At 49.2% G+C, this 20,010-nt stretch carries 14 protein-coding genes; 5 read left to right on the forward strand and 9 right to left on the reverse strand.

The window, feature by feature from the left end; translation table 11 throughout:
• Positions 1-22 precede the first annotated feature (22 nt).
• The 6 genes from ACESTD_RS00270 to ACESTD_RS00295 all read right to left on the reverse strand — a co-directional run bounded on the left by ACESTD_RS00270 (position 23) and on the right by ACESTD_RS00295 (position 9,440).
• Positions 23-1,249 (reverse strand): TolC family protein, encoded by a 1,227-nt coding sequence (locus ACESTD_RS00270; RefSeq protein WP_373158576.1) that lies wholly within the window; start codon positions 1,247-1,249, stop codon positions 23-25.
• The gene (locus tag ACESTD_RS00275; protein WP_373158577.1) at positions 1,242-4,364 is read right to left on the reverse strand and encodes an efflux RND transporter permease subunit; all 3,123 of its coding nucleotides are present in this window, start codon (positions 4,362-4,364) and stop codon (positions 1,242-1,244) included. The genes ACESTD_RS00270 and ACESTD_RS00275 overlap by 8 nt, the downstream gene beginning before the upstream one ends.
• A 168-nt stretch (positions 4,365-4,532) precedes the next feature.
• Positions 4,533-5,753: an efflux RND transporter periplasmic adaptor subunit gene (locus tag ACESTD_RS00280; protein ID WP_005833077.1), complete on the reverse strand. Its 1,221-nt coding sequence runs from the start codon at positions 5,751-5,753 to the stop codon at positions 4,533-4,535.
• 119 nt (positions 5,754-5,872) lie between these two features.
• Complete coding sequence (locus ACESTD_RS00285; RefSeq protein ID WP_005827068.1) at positions 5,873-6,283, reverse strand: DUF6769 family protein; 411 nt, start codon at positions 6,281-6,283, stop codon at positions 5,873-5,875.
• A 62-nt stretch (positions 6,284-6,345) separates the two neighbouring features.
• Positions 6,346-7,722 carry an FAD-dependent oxidoreductase gene (locus tag ACESTD_RS00290; protein ID WP_117958944.1) on the reverse strand — a complete coding sequence of 459 codons (1,377 nt, stop codon included), beginning with the start codon at positions 7,720-7,722 and terminating at the stop codon, positions 6,346-6,348.
• An 83-nt stretch (positions 7,723-7,805) separates the two neighbouring features.
• Positions 7,806-9,440, reverse strand: a complete 1,635-nt coding sequence (locus tag ACESTD_RS00295; RefSeq protein ID WP_005827062.1) for an ABC-F family ATP-binding cassette domain-containing protein — start codon at positions 9,438-9,440, stop codon at positions 7,806-7,808.
• 86 nt (positions 9,441-9,526) lie between these two features.
• Here ACESTD_RS00295 and ACESTD_RS00300 point away from each other — a divergent pair, with 86 nt between their 5' ends.
• Positions 9,527-9,928 carry a response regulator gene (locus ACESTD_RS00300; RefSeq protein ID WP_005827060.1) on the forward strand — a complete coding sequence of 134 codons (402 nt, stop codon included), beginning with the start codon at positions 9,527-9,529 and terminating at the stop codon, positions 9,926-9,928.
• 68 nt (positions 9,929-9,996) lie between these two features.
• Here ACESTD_RS00300 and ACESTD_RS00305 read toward each other — a convergent pair whose 3' ends face one another.
• Positions 9,997-10,827 (reverse strand): hypothetical protein, encoded by an 831-nt coding sequence (locus tag ACESTD_RS00305; RefSeq protein ID WP_005827058.1) that lies wholly within the window; start codon positions 10,825-10,827, stop codon positions 9,997-9,999.
• A gap of 129 nt (positions 10,828-10,956) precedes the next feature.
• Between ACESTD_RS00305 and ACESTD_RS00310 the strand changes: the two genes are divergently transcribed.
• Positions 10,957-12,387, forward strand: coding sequence for a CCA tRNA nucleotidyltransferase (locus ACESTD_RS00310; protein ID WP_008664002.1), 1,431 nt, complete (start codon positions 10,957-10,959; stop codon positions 12,385-12,387).
• 43 nt (positions 12,388-12,430) lie between these two features.
• Here the strand turns inward: ACESTD_RS00310 and ACESTD_RS00315 are convergent, their stop codons facing one another.
• Positions 12,431-14,683: an inorganic phosphate transporter gene (locus tag ACESTD_RS00315; RefSeq protein WP_034522753.1), complete on the reverse strand. Its 2,253-nt coding sequence runs from the start codon at positions 14,681-14,683 to the stop codon at positions 12,431-12,433.
• 142 nt (positions 14,684-14,825) lie between these two features.
• Positions 14,826-16,892: an RNA degradosome polyphosphate kinase gene (locus tag ACESTD_RS00320; protein ID WP_118273921.1), complete on the reverse strand. Its 2,067-nt coding sequence runs from the start codon at positions 16,890-16,892 to the stop codon at positions 14,826-14,828.
• Between the two features lie 155 nt (positions 16,893-17,047).
• On the opposite strand from ACESTD_RS00320, the gene ACESTD_RS00325 reads away from it, so the two are divergent.
• From ACESTD_RS00325 to rfbB, 3 genes are all read left to right on the forward strand, one after another.
• Positions 17,048-17,542, forward strand: a complete 495-nt coding sequence (locus ACESTD_RS00325; protein WP_005827049.1) for a metallophosphoesterase — start codon at positions 17,048-17,050, stop codon at positions 17,540-17,542.
• 342 nt (positions 17,543-17,884) lie between these two features.
• On the forward strand, positions 17,885-18,757 hold the full coding sequence (gene rfbA, locus ACESTD_RS00330) for a glucose-1-phosphate thymidylyltransferase RfbA (RefSeq protein ID WP_005827046.1): 873 nt from the start codon (positions 17,885-17,887) through the stop codon (positions 18,755-18,757).
• A gap of 87 nt (positions 18,758-18,844) precedes the next feature.
• Positions 18,845-19,987 carry a dTDP-glucose 4,6-dehydratase gene (gene rfbB, locus ACESTD_RS00335; RefSeq protein WP_373158578.1) on the forward strand — a complete coding sequence of 381 codons (1,143 nt, stop codon included), beginning with the start codon at positions 18,845-18,847 and terminating at the stop codon, positions 19,985-19,987.
• The last annotated feature ends 23 nt before the right edge of the window (positions 19,988-20,010 follow it).

Genomic DNA, 20,010 nt, shown 5'->3' on the forward strand with positions numbered 1-20,010 from the left:
AACCGCAGACAGCTCTTTCTATTTATAACCGGCTCTTGTATATCTGTGCCATTGCCTTCTGATACTGGTTTTCCAGTTGCAGGAGGTTTGTCTTGCTTTGATAGACAACCGATATTTCAACGAAGTATTCAATCATACTGATTTGTCCTCCCATAAGTGCTTGTTTCAGTAAAGAAAGGTCTTGCTGTTGATGGAAGGTGCGCTCGTATTCCTCCATGGAAGCGTGCAGGTTCTTGGCCTCTTCATAGAGTTGCCACAAGGCAGAGCTGGCTTGCAGTGCGGCGTTCTCCTTTTGGTAGTCAATGTTGAGCGCTTGTGTCTTGGCTATCTTGACCTTATTGCGGTTTTCGAAAAGCGGGAAAGAGAAGCCTACTACTACACCGTTTAGCGGATGCCCCGATTCGGTATTTCTACGGTAACCCAGTTCCAGTTTGGGCAGCCAGCCTTGCTTGCTTGCCGAAATCTGTTTCCGGGCGGCAGAACTTTCACCCTGCAAGGATTGCAGGGTGGGGTCTGAAGCCAGCAGTTCGTCGGCCAGCGGGTGGAAGTCGGCCGGCAACGGCACTGCCGGGTATTCTGTCAATCCGAGTGTTTGGGCGTCGGGTGTGGTATCGGGTCTGGGACGTCCCGGTGTGAGCGGCTGGTTTCCGTTGAGGACAAGCAGCTCTTTCAGTTTATTGTTAAGTGCCGTCTGGTTCATGCGGGCTTCCGTGCGTACATTCAGCAACTCCAGATTAATCTTGTTGGTTTCCAGTGCATTGGCATCTCCCGTTTCCAAACGCCGGGTGTACATGGCCGACAGTTCCTCCGCATTCTTCAACCGTTCGTCGAGCAGGGCTTGCTGGCGTTGCAGCATGATGATGTCCAAGCATACTTCCTTCGCTTGCAACAATATCTGCTGGCGGAAGGCGGTGGCTTGTGCATCCAGTGCATTTGTCTTGAGTCGGTTCATCTTCCCTCGGGTGGCGTAAAGCGTGGGGAAGTCGAAGCTTTGCGAGATGACCATTTCGCCGACTGTCTCGTCACTGTTCTTGGAGTCCCAAAGGTGGGCGTATGACAGTGTAGGGTCGGGGAGGTTGTTGTTTGTCTTGTTCTCCAGTTTTTGTGAGGAAATGAGGTGGGAGTTAGCCTGCAATTCCTTGTTGTTGGCCTCTATCTGCTGGAGCACGGCATCAATGCCGGACGTTTGTGCGCTCATCCCCGCAAAAGCGAGGATGGCGGCGCTGAATATGGAAAATCTTTTATTCATTGTCTGACGTTTTAGGTTGTTGGTTATGGTGCATCATCAGGTAAACAATCGGAATGATGAAACCGTTCAGGAACGTGGATGTTAAAAGGCCGCCCAAGATAACCTTTGCCATCGGGCTTTGTATCTCGTTGCCCGGCAGGTCGCCACTGAGAGCCAGCGGGATAAGTGCCAGTGCACTGGATAGGGCGGTCATCAGGATTGGATTCAGACGGTCGAGCGAACCGCGGATAACGCTGTCGTAGACGCCATAGCCTTCTTCCTGCTGCAAGTGGTTGTAATGGCTGATGAGCAGCATTCCGTTTCGGGTGGCGATACCGAACAGTGAGATGAAACCGATGATGGCGGGGATACTCACTTCTCCCGTTGTGATGAGCAGGGCGAATACACCGCCTATCAATGCCAGCGGCAGATTGATAAGGATGATGGCACTCTCCTTCATACTGCGGAATTCATGGTAGAGGAGCAGGAATATCACCACGATGGACATGAACGAAGTAAGTGCCAGCGTGCGGCTTGCTGCCTGCTCGCTTTCGAATTGTCCGCCGTATTCGATGTGGTATCCTTCCGGCAGTTTGATTTGTGCGTCTACCTGGGCTTGTATATCATTGACTACACTTCGCAGGTCGCGGTCGGCCACGTTGGCGGAGATGACGATTTTACGCTTTACATTCTCGCGGCTGATGGTGTTCGGACCCATGGCCGAGCGGATTTCCGCTACATAGTTCAGTGGAATTTTCTGTCCGTCGCCCGTATCAATCATCAAGTTGCGTATTTTTTCCATTTCGTCGCGTAGGTTGTCTTTCACGCGTACGGTCAGGTCGAAGCTCTTTCCCTTTTCGTAAACTTGGGAAACGGCTTCACCGGCCAGGCAGACATTGACAAACTCCGAAAATTCGGGCAGTGAAATGCCGTATTTGGCAAGCATTTCCCGTTTGGGTGAAATGACAAGTTGCGGACGCTCAATCTGCTGTTCCACGTTCAGGTCGGCAATACCGGGAATCCCCTGGATGGCACTCTTGATTTCATTGCCCAGAGTGAACATGCGGTTCAGGTCGTCGCCGAACAGTTTGATGGCGATGTTCGCCTTTGTACCGGATAGCATGGCGTCTATACGGTGGCTGATAGGCTGGCCTATTTCCACGTTTGCCCCTACAATGGTACCCAGTTTTTCGCGGACTTCTGCCACGAGCTCGCTGCGCGAGCGGTCTTTCAACTCAAACGGTGCCTCGATCTCAGAGACGTTTACTCCCAGAGCGTGTTCGTCCAGCTCTGCACGTCCCGTTTTACGGGCCACGGTCTGTATTTCGGGGATGGAAAGCAGCAGCTCCTCGGCACGGTGCCCCATCTTGTCGCTTTCTTCCAGGGAAATGCCTGGAAGCGAGGAGATATTGATGGTGAACGAACCTTCATTGAAAGGCGGCAGGAACGAGCGGCCCAGGGTGAAGAAACAGCCGAGCGCTACTACAAATAGTCCGATAGTACCTCCCAGTACCCCTTTCTTATGCCCCAATACGAAAGTCAGTGCAGAACCATACCATTGCTTCATCTTGCGTGCTACGGCAGAATCGCTGTTTTCGTTGTTTTGTTTTTTCGTTTTCTCTTTTCCCAATAGATAGGAGCAAAGTACCGGCGTTACGGTCAGTGCCACAACAGTTGAAGCCGCCAATGCCACAATGAACGCAATACCCAGTGGTACCAACATCCTACCTTCCATACCACTAAGGAAGAACAGTGGTACGAAGCTGACAATGATAATCAGCGTTGAATTGAGGATAGGCATACGCACTTCTTTCGAAGCATTGAACACCACTTCCAGAATAGGAAGTTGCTCGCCGGCAGGTTTCAGTCGGTTTTCGTGCAAACGCTTGTAGACATTCTCCACGTCCACGATGGCATCATCCACCAGCGAACCGATGGCGATAGCCATACCTCCCAGGCTCATGGTATTTATCGTAAAGCCCATATAGTGCAGGGCAAGGATGGAGGCAATCAGTGACAACGGCAGTGTCACCAGCGAGATGACTGTGGTACGTATGTTGGCAAGGAACAGGAAAAGCACGATGACAACGAAAATACCTCCCTCCAACAACGACTTCTGAACGTTTCCGATGGAACTTTCGATGAAACGGCTTTGACGGAAGATGTCTGTGGAAACCTTTACGTCCGCCGGTAGATTCTTCTGCAGGTCTTGCAGGGAAGCTTCCAGTTTGTCTGTAAGCTCCAGCGTGCTTGTGGCGGGTTGCTTGGTGACTGTCAGCAGTACGGCATGCTTACCGCGTTCCGAGGCGGTACCCAGTTTAGGAAGTTTGGCTCCGATTTGAACGTCGGCAATATCTTCCAGCAGGATAGGGGCGCCGGAGACTCCGTTGCTCCGCACCACGGCCTTGGCTATCTGGTCTACCTTGTCGGTAGAAAGTACGCCGCGTACGATATATTCATTGCCATATTCATAGAGTACTCCACCATTGGCATTCAGGTTCATTTCGCGGGTGATGTTCATCACTTCGCTCAATGTCACGCCGTAATGGCGCATCCGTTCCGGGTCCAGCTGCACTTGATATTCCTTGATGTCGCCGCCCAGTACGGCTACTTGTGCCACACCGCCCGTAGAGAGCAGGCGGGGACGTATGGTCCAGTCGGCAATGGTACGCAAATCCAGCATAGAGGTCGAATCTGCTGTCAGACCTACAATCAGCATCTCGCCCAAAATGGACGATTGTGGGCCTAGTGTCGGTTTGCCTACGTTGGCCGGTAAGGATTCGTTGACGACTGCCAGTTTCTCACTGACAATCTGCCGGGCAAGATAGATATCTGTATCCCAGTCGAATTCTACCCAGACTACAGAAAAACCGTTCGTTGAGGAAGAGCGTACACGGCGCACACCCGTTGCACCGTTTACAGCCGTTTCTACGGGAAAAGTGACCAGTTGTTCCACTTCCTCTGCTGCCATACCGTTTGCTTCGGTCATGATGACCACGGTCGGCGCATTGAGGTCAGGGAACACATCCACTTCCGTATGCATGGCGGTATAAGTACCGCCAATCAGCAACAGCACCGATGCTACCAGCACCAGGATGCGGTTCTGAAGAGAAAAACCAATTATTTTGTTTAACATCTTTCTATTTACTATTTACAATGTACAATTGGGCTGCGCAATGTCAGCCGCACTTGCTGTTTTATCTAATATTTCTTGTTTATCTGACTTTACACTCCCCATTCGTCACGTAACCCTTATACTGCATAGCGAAATGGTACTTTGTAAATTGTCAAATTGTACATGAGATTAGTGTTCATGGCTATGTGCCGGAATAGCATTCGTTGCCGATGCCAGCTTCACTTGATAGGCTCCTTGGGTTACGACGCGATCGCCTGCTTTTATGCCGGAAAGGATTTGTACACTCTCGCCATTGTCGGCACCCAGGGTGACAAGCTGTTTTTTGTAGCCCTCTTCATCCAGTTGCAGGTAGACAAAGAAGCTGCCTTGTTCCTCGGTCAGCGCACTGTGAGGAAGAGACAACACGTTCTCCATTGGTGAGGATAATAGGAATACTTCTACAAACGAGCCGGGAATAACGTCTCCCTTATTGTCGAATTCAAAAGTTACGGGTACATAATATCCGTTCTCACCCGAAGCCTTTCCATAAGAAAGCATGCGCCCGCCCAGTTCTTTCAATGTATATACCTTATTATTATAAGGAGTACAGAAGTTGGCGGAACCGATGCTGTTCAAGTAAGGATAGTACTTTTCGGATACGTCTGCACGCAGGAAAAGCTTGCGGTTCTGGGTGACGCTTACCAACGGCTGGCCGACGCTGACGTAGTCCCCTTCTTTCACCAACAGATTCTTTACATAACCGCTGATGGGAGAAACAACCGCCTGGCCGCTTGCCGAATGGTTCTTTGCGACTGCCTCGTAACTGATACGGGCATTTTCATAAATCTGTTCAGCTTGCGCGAATTCCTTTTCAGATACGATTTTGTTGCCTACAAGCGCTTTCATACGCTCATATTCCTTTTTGGAAACTTCGTAGGCTATCCGGGCTTTCTGCACCGGGTCTCCGTCGGCCATGTTTTTGGATGACAATACCACCAAAGGAGTACCTTTGCTGACACTCATTCCTTCGATAACTTTTCCCTTGAAGGAAACCACGCCTGCTACTGTAGCTACGGCTACGCTCTCGTCTCCCTGGGCTGCCATCACCTGGCCGCTGGTCTTGATGACTTGATGGAAACTACCCGGTTCAACAGTGCTGACTGCTACGCCGGCAGCTTGCGCCTTTGCTGGTGGCAGGATGATTTCATCGCTTCCTCCGGCATGGTTTTCCTGCTCTTCGTGCTCATGGTTGTGTCCCTCATGTTCGTGGTCATGTCCCTCGTGGTCATGTCCGTCATGATTGTGCTCTTCTGTTTCGTGATTATGTCCTTCGTGGCTGTCTCCGGACTTGCTGTTACAGGAGCCTAAAAGGAATAATCCCAAGACTCCCATGAAAATAACTTTTTTCATGATGATATTTGTTCTTACTTTTTGATTTTGAATACAAAGTTAGGGCATAGGGCGTGCAACCAAATTGCATTGTTCCTTATGCCGGATAGAAATCTGTCCCGGTGATGTTCCGGTAACAGTTAAGCAAGAAGAGACGGAGGGGCACGAAGTCCCGTAGCACATATGATAAATGTGCTATGAAGAGATTCCAGATAGATACACTCCTGCCTGCTTATGTCAAACTCGGGTAGGATGAGTAACTTGGAAAAAGGTTCAATGAGTAGGGTAACTGCCCACAAGGCATCCGGATGTGAACACACATCATTGGAAGAGCTGGGCGTCTGTTGTACAAAGTGGGTTGTCATGCATCCCGTGTCGCAACAGCAGTGCTCGTTGCCCGGGCTATGACGGTGTCCGCAGCAATCGGCGGTGATATCATTCTTCATGCATATCATTCCGTCGGCATGATGATGGTGGGGAATGACGGGTATCACCAGCATTATCAAGCTGATGAAAAAAAGAATATAGGTTATGTACTGTTTCTTTTTCATTCCTCTATCTTTGGACGGATGCAAAGATAGAGGTTAAGGACTTAATTACCAAATAGAAAATGCTAAAAAGGTTTGAATAACATATTCAATCCCTCATTCATGCTGGGGTGGGTGAAAATGAAGTCCCGCAGGAAATGGTAACGCTGTCCCGTTTTCATGATTGATGCTACGGTATTGATTACTTCTGGTGCATCGGCACAAAGTAGGGTACAACCCAGAATCCGTCCGGTATGGATGTCTACAATAGCTTTGAGCATACCGTCTATGCTGTGTAGCGTACGGGCACGTGGAATCATGGCAGCAGGGATACGTGCCACATGTATGGAATAACCGTTCTTCATCGCTTCCTCTTCCGTCAGTCCTATATGTGCCAGCGGTGGGTCGGTGAAAATGGCAAAGGGGATTGGATACCGGTCTTTTGTACTCCTTTTTTTGTTTTCAAAGAGTTGATTACGGATGATACGGAAATCATCGATGGACAAGTAGTCGAACTGTTCGTCTCCTTTTACGTCCCCCAGGGCCCATACGTGTGGGGCTGTAGTCCGTAATTGGTTGTCGACAACGATGGCTCCCCGCTTGTCTGTTTGTATACCCGCTTTTTCCAGATTCAGCTCTGCAGTCATAGGCTTGCGGCCGATGGCTACCAGCAAGGCATCTCCTTTCAGGTAGTAGGGAGTGCCGTTTGCACTGTCCGTATAGGTCAGAGTTATTCCTTCGGCTGTGTCGTACACGGATTGGACACGGGCGTTCAACCGGACATTGATACGCTTTCGGTTCAATGCTTCCAGCATGGAGGCGGCAATGTCGCGGTCCACTTTAGGCAGAAAGCGGTTTCCCGCTTCCAGCAGTGTGACATGGCTTCCAAAGCCTGCATACATAGTGGCAAACTCCAATCCGACAGCACCGCCGCCGATGACGAGCAGGTGTGCGGGCAGTTTGTTCGATTGCAGCAAGGTCTCACTGGTATATACGTACTTGCTCTCCTTGAGTCCGTCGATGGCAGGCAGGATAGGGGTGGACCCGGTGTTGATGAATATCTCTTTTCCCTCAAGAATCGTTTCGTCCTTGCCGGAGACTATACGGATTGTATTTTCGGACAAGAAAGAAGCAGTTCCGTCATAGAGGGTTATATTAGGCTTGTTTTTTACATTTTCATAATTTTTCTCACACAGGAAGGATACAAGCTTGTCTTTCCGCGCCACGGCAAGTGCATACAGTTTGGACTGGTTCTTATAATCGTCATAGTATCTTTTTTCCGCATATTCCGATTCGTGAATCAGAGTTTTGGTAGGGATACATCCTACGTTTACACATGTTCCTCCGTACATCTGAGGGGAACGTTCCACGATGGCTACTTTCCAATTCCGTTCGGCCAGTTCGGCGGCCAATAACTTGCCGCCCTTGCCGAATCCTATTATGATGGCATCATATTGTTTCATTTTAATATCTCTTAGTTAAGTGTTTAGTAAAATGAAAACAATATGTATCGGCCATTTGTTCGGACGCCGGGTTTAGCAGATGCTTATCGTTCCAGTTCGCGGAGGGAGTCCATTTTCTTCTTTTCAAGGAATTCGTAGATGCCGCTCAAGTGCTCTTTCACTTGTTTGTTGCCGAATTCATATACCTTGCTTACCAGTCCGTCCAGGAAGTCACGGTCGTGGCTGACGAGGATAAGGGTACCGTCAAAATCCAGTAACGCTTGCTTCAGGATATCTTTGGTTTTCATGTCCAGATGGTTGGTCGGTTCGTCCAGTATCAGCAGATTCACCGGTTCGAGCAAAAGCTTTATCATGGCGAGGCGCGTGCGCTCTCCACCGGAAAGCACCTTGACCTTCTTCATGGACTCTTCGGGGCCACCGAACATGAAGGCACCCAGCAGGTCGCGTATCTTGTTGCGGATTTCCCCTTTTGCCACATCGTCGATGGTCTGGAATACGGTCAGGTTCTCATCCAACAATGAGGCCTGGTTTTGTGCGAAATATCCAATCTGCACGTTGTGTCCTATCGTGAGGGTGCCTTCATGTTCTATTTCCTTCATGATGCACTTCACTAACGTTGACTTTCCTTCACCGTTCTTACCAACGAAAGCAACCTTGTCTCCCCGTTCTATGGTGAGGTTGGCATTCTTGAAGACCACATGGTCACCGTAACTTTTCCCTACTCCCTCCATGATGACGGGATAATTGCCTGAGCGGGGAGAAGGAGGGAATTTGAGGCGTAACGCTGAAGTGTCTTCTTCATCCACTTCCAGCAGTTCCAGCTTCTCCAGCATTTTTACGCGGCTTTGCACTTGCAGGGTTTTGGAGTAGGTGCCTTTGAACCGTTCGATGAATTCCTTGGTTTCGGCAATGAACTTCTGCTGGTCGTCGTAGGCTTTCTGTTGCTGTTCGCGGCGTTCCTTGCGGAGTTCCAGGTATTTGGAGTAGTTTACTTTGTAATCGTATATCCGTCCCATGGTCACTTCAATGGTACGGGTGGTGATGTTGTCTACGAATTTACGGTCGTGGCTGATGACGATGACAGCCTTTCCATTGCTGATAAGGAAATCTTCCAGCCATTGTATGGATTCTATGTCCAGATGGTTGGTAGGCTCGTCTAGCAACAGCACGTCAGGCTTTTGCAGCAACAGCTTGGCAAGCTCGATGCGCATGCGCCATCCGCCGCTGAAGTCACTGGTCTGGCGGTTGAAGTCTTCGCGTACAAAGCCCAGTCCGAGCAGTGCTTTTTCCACATCCTCCTCGTAATTGGTGGAGTCGATGGCATAGAACTTTTCGCTTAAGGCGGAGACATTCTCGATAAGTTCCATGTAGCTGTCGCTTTCGTAGTCGGTACGCGTTTCCAGTTCCTTGTTGAGGCGCTCTATTTCAGCTTCCATTTCATGCAGGTGGGCAAAGGCTTGCGCCGCTTCCTGGAATACGGTACGTCCGTCTTCCGTCATAAGGTGCTGTGGAAGGTAAGCTATGACACTGTCCTTGGGGGCTGAGATTTTTCCACGGGTAGGTTGTCTTACACCTGCCAGGATTTTCAACAATGTACTTTTCCCCGCTCCATTTTTACCCATCAGGGCGATACGGTCTTTTTCGTTGATAACGAAAGATATGTCACTGAATAAAGTAGTTCCGCCGAATTCTACGGCCAGTCCGTCTATAGAAATCATTATATATTTTTTTAATGAGCTGCAAAGATAGTGCAAATCTATTATTTTTTATATCTTTGCCCCTATATAAACAAAACGCATAGGTCATGGAAATAGAAAAAGTGTCAGGAGATTACCGTCCGCTTATTCTGGTTGCGGAAGATGATGATAGTAACTTTAAACTGATAAAGGCTATTATCGGCAAGAAATGCGAGATACTATGGGCAAAGAATGGTGAGGATATTGTAAATTTGTTCGAAGAGAATCGCGACAAGGCGGAAGCTATTCTGATGGATATAAAAATGCCTATTATGAACGGGCTGGATGCTACGGTGATTATTCGCAAGAAGGATAAGGAACTTCCCATCATCATGCAGACCGCTTACGCCTTTACTGCCGACCGCGAAAAAGCCTTGGAGTGCGGAGCCTCGGAAGTGTTGGTAAAACCCATCACTCTGTCTGCTTTGCGTACATGTCTGAGCCGTTATTTACCTAAATTAGTTTGGTAAGGCTTTACTGATAATAAAAAGGGAACCGGATGACTAAGTAATGAATATATCATCCGGTTTCCTTCTTTTTATTCTTGTGCATTGTCTTTTCTCTCTTCCATCTTCTTTTTTACAAATTCGATTTTGAGATTGGCTTCTTCCATATTCTTCTTTATTTCCGTCATGGATGACAGCAGTTGTGCCAGTTCGTAGACGCTGGCAAGGGCCTGGCGGTCGGCGGCAGTCATGGTGATGGAATAGGGACGTTCCCCTTGATAGTTGACTTTGATATTCTTGTCCTTGTTCAGATAAAGGAACCCCATGACGTTTCCGTCTTCTCCCAGTTTGAAGTCTGCCTTTTCAATCTTTTCACCGAGGTCAGTGGTTTCGTAGCTGTCTTTGGCGGCGGGTGTTTCGGCAAAGCTACCATCGGGAGCAGTGACTTTGACGGCCACATGGTGGATATTATGGGCTCCGCAATAAATGGAAGTCATGCTCATGACTCCGTTTTCGTCTACCTGGAAGCGAAGGAAAGAGCGATGCAGATTTTTTTCTATCACTTGGGAAGGATGAAGGTAATTGCCGATATTCTGGTATTCGGCATCTTTTTCAAAGGTGTATTTCCCTTTGATTGCATCGAAATCCTTTTGCTTGGCTTGAAGCATACTGTCCAGATAGACCAGGCTCTTTTCCTGCTCTTTCAGTTCCACTTCCTGCATCAGGCCGATGCCTGCACGGCGAGTTTCAAACGCTTTGGGATAGAGCATCTTGATGCTGTCAATCAGAATCTTCGCTTCATTGTAGTTGCCGAGTTCAAACGCTTCGCGGGCAGCTTGTAGTTTTTCACCGGCCTTCTTCTCCACATCTTCGCAAGAGAAGAGTGTACAGCATAGGCATGCAAGGAGTATTACTTTTTTCATATTTGTTGTTCTTGGAGTTAGAGTCCACAAAAATAGAAATAATATCTTTATCTTTGCAGCATTTTAATGTGCAAATGTGCTAATAGACCATTAACACATTTGCGTATTCATTACATTAGCGCATTATTTATGATAGATTTGACGGCAGAAGAACTGAAGCAATATTTTAGTGATGATATATTCAAGCGGATATCCGAAACGGCTGATGAATTGGGATTGGAATGTTACGTAGTCGGTGGATATGTACGTGATATTTTCCTGCAACGTCCTTCCAAGGATATTGATGTGGTGGTGGTAGGCAGTGGCATTGCCATGGCCGAGGCGCTGGGTAAGCGTCTGGGGCGTGGGGCGCATGTTTCCGTCTTCAAGAATTTCGGTACGGCACAATTGAAGTACTATGGTACGGAAGTTGAGTTTGTGGGTGCAAGAAAAGAATCGTATACACACGATTCCCGCAAGCCTATTGTAGAGGACGGTACATTGGAGGATGACCAGAACCGCCGTGATTTTACCATCAATGCACTGGCTGTTTGCCTGAACCGGGTGCGTTATGGCGAGTTGGTCGACCCCTTTGGCGGTATTGGAGACTTGAAGGAAAAGACCATCCGGACTCCCCTCGACCCTGATATAACTTTCAGTGATGACCCTTTGCGCATGATGCGCTGTGTCCGTTTTGCCACCCAGCTGGGATTCTATATTGACGATGAGACATTCGATTCTCTGGAGCGTAATCGCGAACGCATCTCCATCATCTCCAAAGAACGCATTGCAGACGAACTGAACAAAATCATCTTGTCACCTATTCCGTCTAAGGGATTCATTGAACTGGACCGCTGTGGTCTGCTGGAACTGATATTCCCGGAACTTGTTAGGCTGCAAGGCGTGGAGACGCGCAATGGACGCGCCCATAAGGACAATTTCTACCATACGCTCGAAGTACTCGACAACATCAGCAAGAAGACCGACAACCTTTGGCTACGCTGGGCAGCTCTTCTGCATGATATAGCCAAGCCTGCCACCAAGCGTTGGGAACCCCGTGCGGGCTGGACGTTCCATAACCATAATTTCATTGGCGAGAAGATGATACCCGATATTTTCCGCAAGATGAAGCTCCCTATGAATGAGAAGATGAAATATGTGCAGAAAATGGTGAGCCTGCACATGCGTCCCATTGTGATAGCGGATGATGTAGTGACCGACTCGGCAGTGCGTCGTCTCTTGTTTGAGGCAGGTGATGATATAGACGACCTGATGACACTGTGCGAAGCCGACATTACTTCCAAGAATATGGAGCGTAAGAAACGCTTCCTTAATAATTTTCAGTTGGTACGCCAGAAGCTGAAGGATTTGGAGGAACGCGACCGTATCCGTAATTTCCAGCCTCCGGTCAGTGGTGAAGAAATCATGAAGACTTTCGGCCTTTCTCCTTGCCAGCAGGTAGGTGCCTTGAAGAGTGCCATTAAGGATGCCATTTTGGACGGCATCATTCCCAATGAATACGAAGCCGCCCGTGCATTTATGTTGCAACGGGCGGAGAAGATGGGGCTTAAGGAGTTATGAGTTATAAGTTGCATGTTATGTACCATGCGTTATAACTCATAACTTATAACTCTTCTTTTTCTACTTGGAACTTGCGGCTTACTTTCATCAGGTTGATGGTGTAGGTCACTACGTTCTGGGCTTCTTGTATCATAGTCAGGTATACCATGCTGACTTTGATGCTGCCGCTCTGGCTTTGGATGCGTTGCAGCTCTTCGCGTTTCAGGTGAGACAACTGTCCGTTGAGGTCGTTGGCTTTGCGAATCTCTGTTTCCAGTTCATCATAATTGTTCGTTTCCAGCTTGTGGCGGCATACTTGTAACAGATAGCAGATGTCTTCGGCTACGTCTGTAAATTCTCCTTTCTGAATGGCATCCAGCGGATTGAAGTTATTGTCTATGTGCTCTAAGCAAGGTTCGCAAAGACGGCCTACGCTGTACACCAGTTCGCTGGCAAAGTCGTTGCCTTGATAGTAATAGAGTCCTTTTTCCAGTACGGTATTGTTGTCGAGACGGCACATGGCAAGTGTTCCGGTACGCTTCATCTGCTTGATGAGTTGTTTTTCGAATTTTACTGAGCCCATGGCACGACGCAGTCCGCGTAGATTCTCGTGTAGGAAGGAAGTGACGGTACGTTCAAAATTCTCTTCTGTGAATTCCATAATCTTCACCAATTCTTCACGGGTATGCTTGCGGAGCAATTCGATGACTTCATTGTTGTCCGTACTCTTCATCAACTGTTTCAGGGTCTCGTTGCCTTTTTCTTTCTCCTTGCGCTTTTTGTACATCACTTGGCTACGAATCAGCATGAAGACTGCCAGACCAATCAGTGCCAGGATGGCAACCGTACCGCCGAAATGGATAATCAGTGCTACGAAGAAACAGATGGTGAACGCTGCTCCGGCAGTGATGAACCAACCGCCGATAACGCTGAGCACACCCGTAATGCGGAATACCGCCGAATCACGTCCCCAGGCACGGTCGGCAAGCGATGTACCCATGGCTACCATAAAGGTGACGTAAGTGGTGGAAAGGGGAAGTTTCAAGGAAGTTCCCAAGGCGATGAGCAGACCAGCCAATACGAGATTGACGGAGGCGCGAACCAAGTCAAAAGCGGCGCCGTCGGCTATGATGGCTTCATCCTTCTGGAAGCGTGTGTTCATCCACCGCTTGCTGCTTTCAGGCATCGTTTTGGATATTCCGTTAGCCAGAGTCATGCTGAAGCGTACCAGCGTACGGGCTATCGGGGTACTTCCGAAGTTCTCTTCACCGTCATCCTGGCGGGCAAGGTCCACGGAAGTCTTGATAACGTTGTGGGCTTTCTTGGATGTGCAGAGTGCATAAACCATAATGGCGCCTGCACCGATAAGGAAATACCACGGGGTTTTGGCTGCACCGAGGAGTGAGGACATCAGGAATCCGTCGGGGCCGGCGGCCGTACCATTGGCTGTATAGTCAATAAATGAGGAATATCCTGCGAGGGGGACACCGATAAAGTTCACCAAGTCATTGCCGGCAAAGGCAAGAGCGAGGGCGAAAGTACCCATCAGAACCACTACTTTGAAGACATTTATCTTGCACCAATGCAGTATCTGCATCAGTATGGTGAAGAATACAAAGAAACCGGTTATCAGCAATGCGGTATTGTCGTGTATCCATTGCTTGTTTTCAGGGGTCATGAATGAGCTGTCTTTCAGCCCCTTTATCAGCATGAAGTAGATGATGCTGGTGGCAGCTATACCACCGAACAGCGCGATGCTGTATTTCATGTTCTTCTTGTAGTTGAAGGTGAACACGATACGTGCCAGCCACTGTACCAGCATACCGAAGAAGAAGGCAATGGCTACGGATACAAAAATGGCCATGATGACAGACAGTGCCTTGTCTGTATTGATGAGGTCGCCCAGTCCCAATGTATCGCTGTTATAGACCTTGATGAGCGCCAGTGCGAACGTACCTCCCAACAGTTCGAACACCATGGATACAGTGGTGGAGGTAGGCATTCCCATAGTGTTGAAGACATCTAATAGCACGACGTCCGTCAACATGACGGCAAGCAGAATGCACATGATTTCGGCAAAGTAGAAGTGCTCCGGTTGATAGATGCCGTGTCGTGCAATGTCCATCATGCCATTGCTGAGTGCCGCACCGATGAAGACGCCAATGCCTGCAATGAACAGTATGGTTTTGAAAGATGCTGCCTTTGCTCCGACAGCCGACTGAAGAAAATTGACCGCATCATTACTGACACCTACCACGAGGTCGAAAATCGCGAGTACGAACAGAAAGATGACGATACCCAGATAAATTGTTTCCATAGACATGTATTTTATTTCCGGCTGCAAAGGAAAGAGTTTGGTGTTGCAGGGAAATGTCATACATGTTACAGAAATGTTACAAAGTGATTGACGATTGATAATTGACGATTGATAATTGACGATTGATAATTATCGTTAATCGCTAATCCTTAATCCCTTGTTTCAAGTATTCGTAAAAGCTATATTGCGACCGTACCTTCTCCTTTTGCGGTCGCGACGACTTCCAGCGGTTTCGCAACCGGTCGTCCACAAAGCAGGCTTTCCGTTTGTCCGACAGTTGTATGGATAGCATATCGATGAGCTCTTGCTTCAAGTCCGGGTCCAGAATGGGGGTGACGGCTTCGATACGGCGGTACAAGTTACGCCGCATCCAGTCCGGCGAGCCGAGGAAGAGCTTGGGTGCGCCGCCGTTGCCGAAGTACCACACACGGGCATGTTCCAGAAAGGTATCCACGATGCGTGTCACGCGGATGTTGTGGCTGTACTCCTGCCCGGGGATGAGGCAGCAGATGCCGCGGACAATGAGGTCTATCTCTACACCGGCTTGCGAGGCTTCGTAGAGGCGGTCTATCATGGCGGGGTCTTGCAGGGCATTCATTTTTAGGATAATCCGTCCTTGCTTGCCTTGCCGGGTCAGTTCTATTTCGTGATTGATGAGGCGGTTCAGTTCAGGAATCAGGTTGAAGCGGGCCACAAGCAGGCGGTGGAACACTGGATTTTCCTTTCCCTGCAGAGTACGGAACAAGTTGTGCAGGTCGTTTACAATCACCGGGTTGCAGGTGAATAGTCCGCTGTCCGCATAGAGGGTGGCGGTCTTTTCGTTGAAGTTGCCGGTGCTGATGTAGGCGTAGCTTGTCAGTTTGCGCCCTTCCTTATCGCGGCGTAGCACGAGGGCTACTTTGGCATGTACCTTTAGTCCTGGTATGCTGAAAATGATGTTGATGCCGGCGGCTTTCATCATCTCGGCGGTGGCGAGGTTGTTTTCTTCGTCGAAGCGGGCTTTCAGTTCCACAAAGACGGTGACTTTCTTTCCGTTCTGTGCGGCGGCTATCAGGGTGTTGATGACGGTGGAGTTCTCTGCCACGCGATACTGGGTCACCATGATTTCGCGCACGGTGGGTTCGTGGACGGCTTCATATAGAAAATGGATGAAGTGGTCGAAGGAGTGGTAGGGATAATGCAGCAGCAGGTCCTTCTTCTCCACATAGCGGAAGATGGATTCGCGTTCGTCCAGGCAGGTCAGCTTCATGGGCTGGGGTTTCTTGATGGGACGTACGCTTTGGTTGGGATTGGGCAGATGCCGCAAATCCTCCATGTTGAGGTGCTTGTCTCCCGGCACCAGCTCCCGGCGGTCTATGCGGTAGGCATCTACCAGAAAGTCGAGGAAGTCCTGGGGCATGGCGCGGTCGTATACAAAACGGCACACGGCGCCTATCTTGCGTTTCTTTACCTTCTTCTTCACCTGCTCGATGATTTCGGAGGTATTGGCGGCATCGTCTATCAGAATATCCGCATCGCGTGAAATCTTGATGCAATAACTGCTGTCCACTTCATAACCGGGGAAGATGGTATCCAGATTGGCCTTGATGATGTCTTCAATGAACATCAGATAATAGTCTTTCCCCACCTTAGGCAGCTGGATGAAGCGCGGCACTTTGCTGTACGGCAGTTTCATCACGAAATATTGGATGCGGTTTGGAGAACCGACGGGAGCTCCTTTCAGATGAAGCCGTACGGCCAGATAGAGACGGTTGTCGCGCAGGAATGAAATCACCTTGTCCTTGCTTACGGGTACCGGGGCCAGATAGGGGAATATCTCTTCGCGGAAGAAGTTGCGCACGAAGTCGTTATGAAACGGTTCCACGTTGCGGCTCTGATAGAATATGATGTGGTGTTTCCGTAGGGCGGGCAGTATCTTCTGTTCGTAGATGCGGATACGGTCTTCCAGTTGGCGGTTGACTTCCCGGTTGATTTCATCTACCAGCTCGGCGGCGGACTGCACAGTCTCTTCATCGCTTTGCGAGGCTCCGGTGGCTATGGCTTTATGGTCGGCCACGCGTATCTTGTAGAATTCTTCCAGATTGGAGGAGTATATGGAAATGAAGTTGATGCGTTCGTATAGCGGCAGTGTATCGTCTTCGGCTTCCAGCAGCACGCGGTAGTTGAAAGACAGCCAGCTGATATCACGTTTGAAATATCTGTTTTCCATAGTTTAATGTGCTAAAGTGATTAATGTGCCAATGTGCTAATGAAGAGAAGTTCGCGGATGGTGCGCAGCCAATTAGCATATTGGCACATTATCACATTAGCATATTGATTTCTTTCCCAAATATAATTATCTTTGTCTTAATAAACAAAGGAAAGATGACAAAAGTTGGTTTATTATCGGATACGCATGGCTACTGGGATGAAAAGTACCTGCAATATTTTGAGGGCTGTGACGAAATATGGCATGCCGGTGACATCGGTTCGCTGGAAGTGGCACAGAAGCTGGCGGCTTTCCGTCCCTTCCGTGCCGTGTATGGCAATATTGACGGGCAGGAGATACGGCAGCTCTATCCGCAGATTCTCCGTTTCACGGTGGATGGGGCGGAGGTGCTGATGAAGCATATCGGCGGTTATCCCGGCAACTACGACCCTTCCATCAAGGGCAGCATTCTGGTGCGTCCCCCAAAGCTGTTCATCAGCGGGCACTCGCATATACTGAAGGTGAAGTATGACAAGACGTTGGATGTACTCCACATCAATCCGGGCGCTGCGGGCATTCAAGGTTTCCATAAGGTGCGTACGATGGTACGCTTTGCGGTTGATGGGGGAACGTTTAAAGATTTGGAGGTGATAGAACTTGCTGACCGATGATGTAGTTTGTTTATTTTCAATGGATTGTATTTACCGATTGCTTGCGCTATAGTGTAAAAGCCGTTACATGCTAATGTAAAGGTTGTTACGCTATTGGGTAAAGGCCGTTACACTATTTGGTAAAGGTCGTTACACGCTGAGGTAAAGACCGTTTCATCAAGGGGTGACGGCCGTTACGCACTGAAGTAAGCAAAACAATGAAGTAAAAAGATGAAACCAAGCCTTCACTTAATCGAATTTTTCCATTATCTTTGTACCCGAATAGCAAGTAGAGCCGTGGGGCATCGTCCTCCTTCTTATTTTATTCTCCATTTTGAAGTATCACCGAAAAAGAACTGAAATATGAAAGGAATTATTCTTGCAGGTGGCAGTGCCACTCGTCTCTATCCGTTGTCCAAGGCTATCTCCAAGCAGATAATGCCCGTCTACGACAAGCCGATGATATACTACCCGCTCTCTACACTGATGTTGGCGGGAATTCGCGAAGTGCTTATTATCTCTACTCCACGTGACTTACCCATGTTCCGCGAGCTGCTGGGAACCGGTGAAGAACTCGGTATGTCCTTTTCCTATAAGATACAAGAGAATCCCAACGGACTGGCACAAGCCTTTGTGCTGGGTGCAGAGTTCTTGGACGGCGGACCGGGCTGCCTCATCCTGGGCGACAACATGTTCTACGGTCAAGGCTTCTCCGCCATGCTGAAGCGTGCCGCTTCCATAGACAAGGGTGCCTGCATCTTCGGTTATTACGTCAAGGACCCCCGTGCCTACGGTGTAGTGGAGTTTGATGCCAACGGCAAAGCCGTCTCGCTGGAAGAAAAGCCTGCCAATCCTAAAAGCAACTATGCCGTCCCCGGACTGTACTTCTACGACTCCACCGTGACAGAGAAAGCCGCCTCCTTGAAGCCCTCTGCTCGCGGCGAATACGAAATTACCGACCTCAACCGTCTCTATCTGGACGAGGGCACGCTGAAAGTGGAGCTCTTCGGCCGTGGCTTTGCCTGGCTCGACACCGGCAATTGCGACAGCCTGCTGGAAGCCAGCAATTTTGTCGCCACCATCCAGAACCGTCAAGGCTTCCGCGTGAGCTGTATCGAAGAGATTGCCTGGCGCAAGGGCTGGATAGATGTAGACCAGCTGTATCGCTTGGGTGAACAGCTTGGCAAGACCGAATATGGCAAATACCTGATGGAACTGGCTGAATCGAAGCGATGAACTCTTTGTTCCCCAAAAAGAGAAGGAGAATAGTTCTCCTATAAAGGCCCGCTGACTTTAATTTTTAATTTATAATTTTTAATTCTCATGAAGACTTATCTCGTAACCGGTGCCGCCGGTTTTATCGGCGCCAACTATATTAAATATATCCTGGCAAAACATAATGATATTAAAGTGGTGATACTGGATGCCTTGACCTACGCAGGCAATCTGGGCACCATTGCCAATGACATTGACGATGAACGTTGCTTTTTTGTAAAAGGTGACATCTGCGACCGCGTGCTTGCCGACGAACTGTTTGCCAAGTATAAATTCGATTACGTAGTGAATTTTGCTGCCGAGAGCCACGTAGACCGTAGCATAGAGAATCCCCAGCTTTTCCTGATGACCAACATCCTGGGTACACAAAACCTGCTCGACGCCGCCCGCCGTGCCTGGGTCACGGGCAAGGACGAGTCCGGTTATCCCACTTGGCGCAAAGGCGTTCGTTACCATCAAGTGTCTACCGACGAAGTTTACGGCTCACTTGGTGCCGAAGGCTACTTCACAGAGCAAACCCCGCTCTGCCCGCACAGCCCTTACAGCGCCAGCAAGACGAGTGCCGATATGGTAGTGATGGCCTATCACGACACCTATAAGATGCCCGTCACTATCACCCGCTGTTCCAACAACTACGGTCCTTATCACTTCCCCGAAAAGCTGATTCCGCTTATCATCAAGAATATTCTCGAAGGCAAGAACCTCCCCGTCTATGGCGACGGCAGTAACGTGCGTGACTGGCTCTACGTGGAAGACCACTGCAAAGCTATCGACCTGGTTGTCCGCGAGTGTGTGGAAGGCGAAGTCTACAACGTAGGCGGTCACAACGAAAAGACCAATCTTGAAATCGTGAAGCTGACTATTGCCACCGTCCGCCGCTTGATGGAGGAAGAACCCCGTTACCGTGCAGTGCTGAAGAAACAAGTAAAAGCCGCCGACGGCACGATTGACATCAGCTGGATAAACGAAGACCTTATCACCTTCGTCAAAGACCGCCTAGGTCACGACCAGCGTTATGCCATCGACCCCACAAAGATTACCAATGCCCTGGGCTGGTATCCGGAGACGAAGTTCGAGGTCGGCATCGTCAAGACCATTGAATGGTACCTGAACAACCAGCCGTGGGTGGAAGAAGTGACCAGCGGTGATTATCAGAAGTATTACGAACAGATGTATGGAGGTAGAGGTTAAGGTTTAGGGATTAGGGTCTAACC

The sequence above is a fragment of the Bacteroides sp. AR20 genome (assembly GCF_964250605.1).
Classification (GTDB): domain Bacteria; phylum Bacteroidota; class Bacteroidia; order Bacteroidales; family Bacteroidaceae; genus Bacteroides; species Bacteroides uniformis.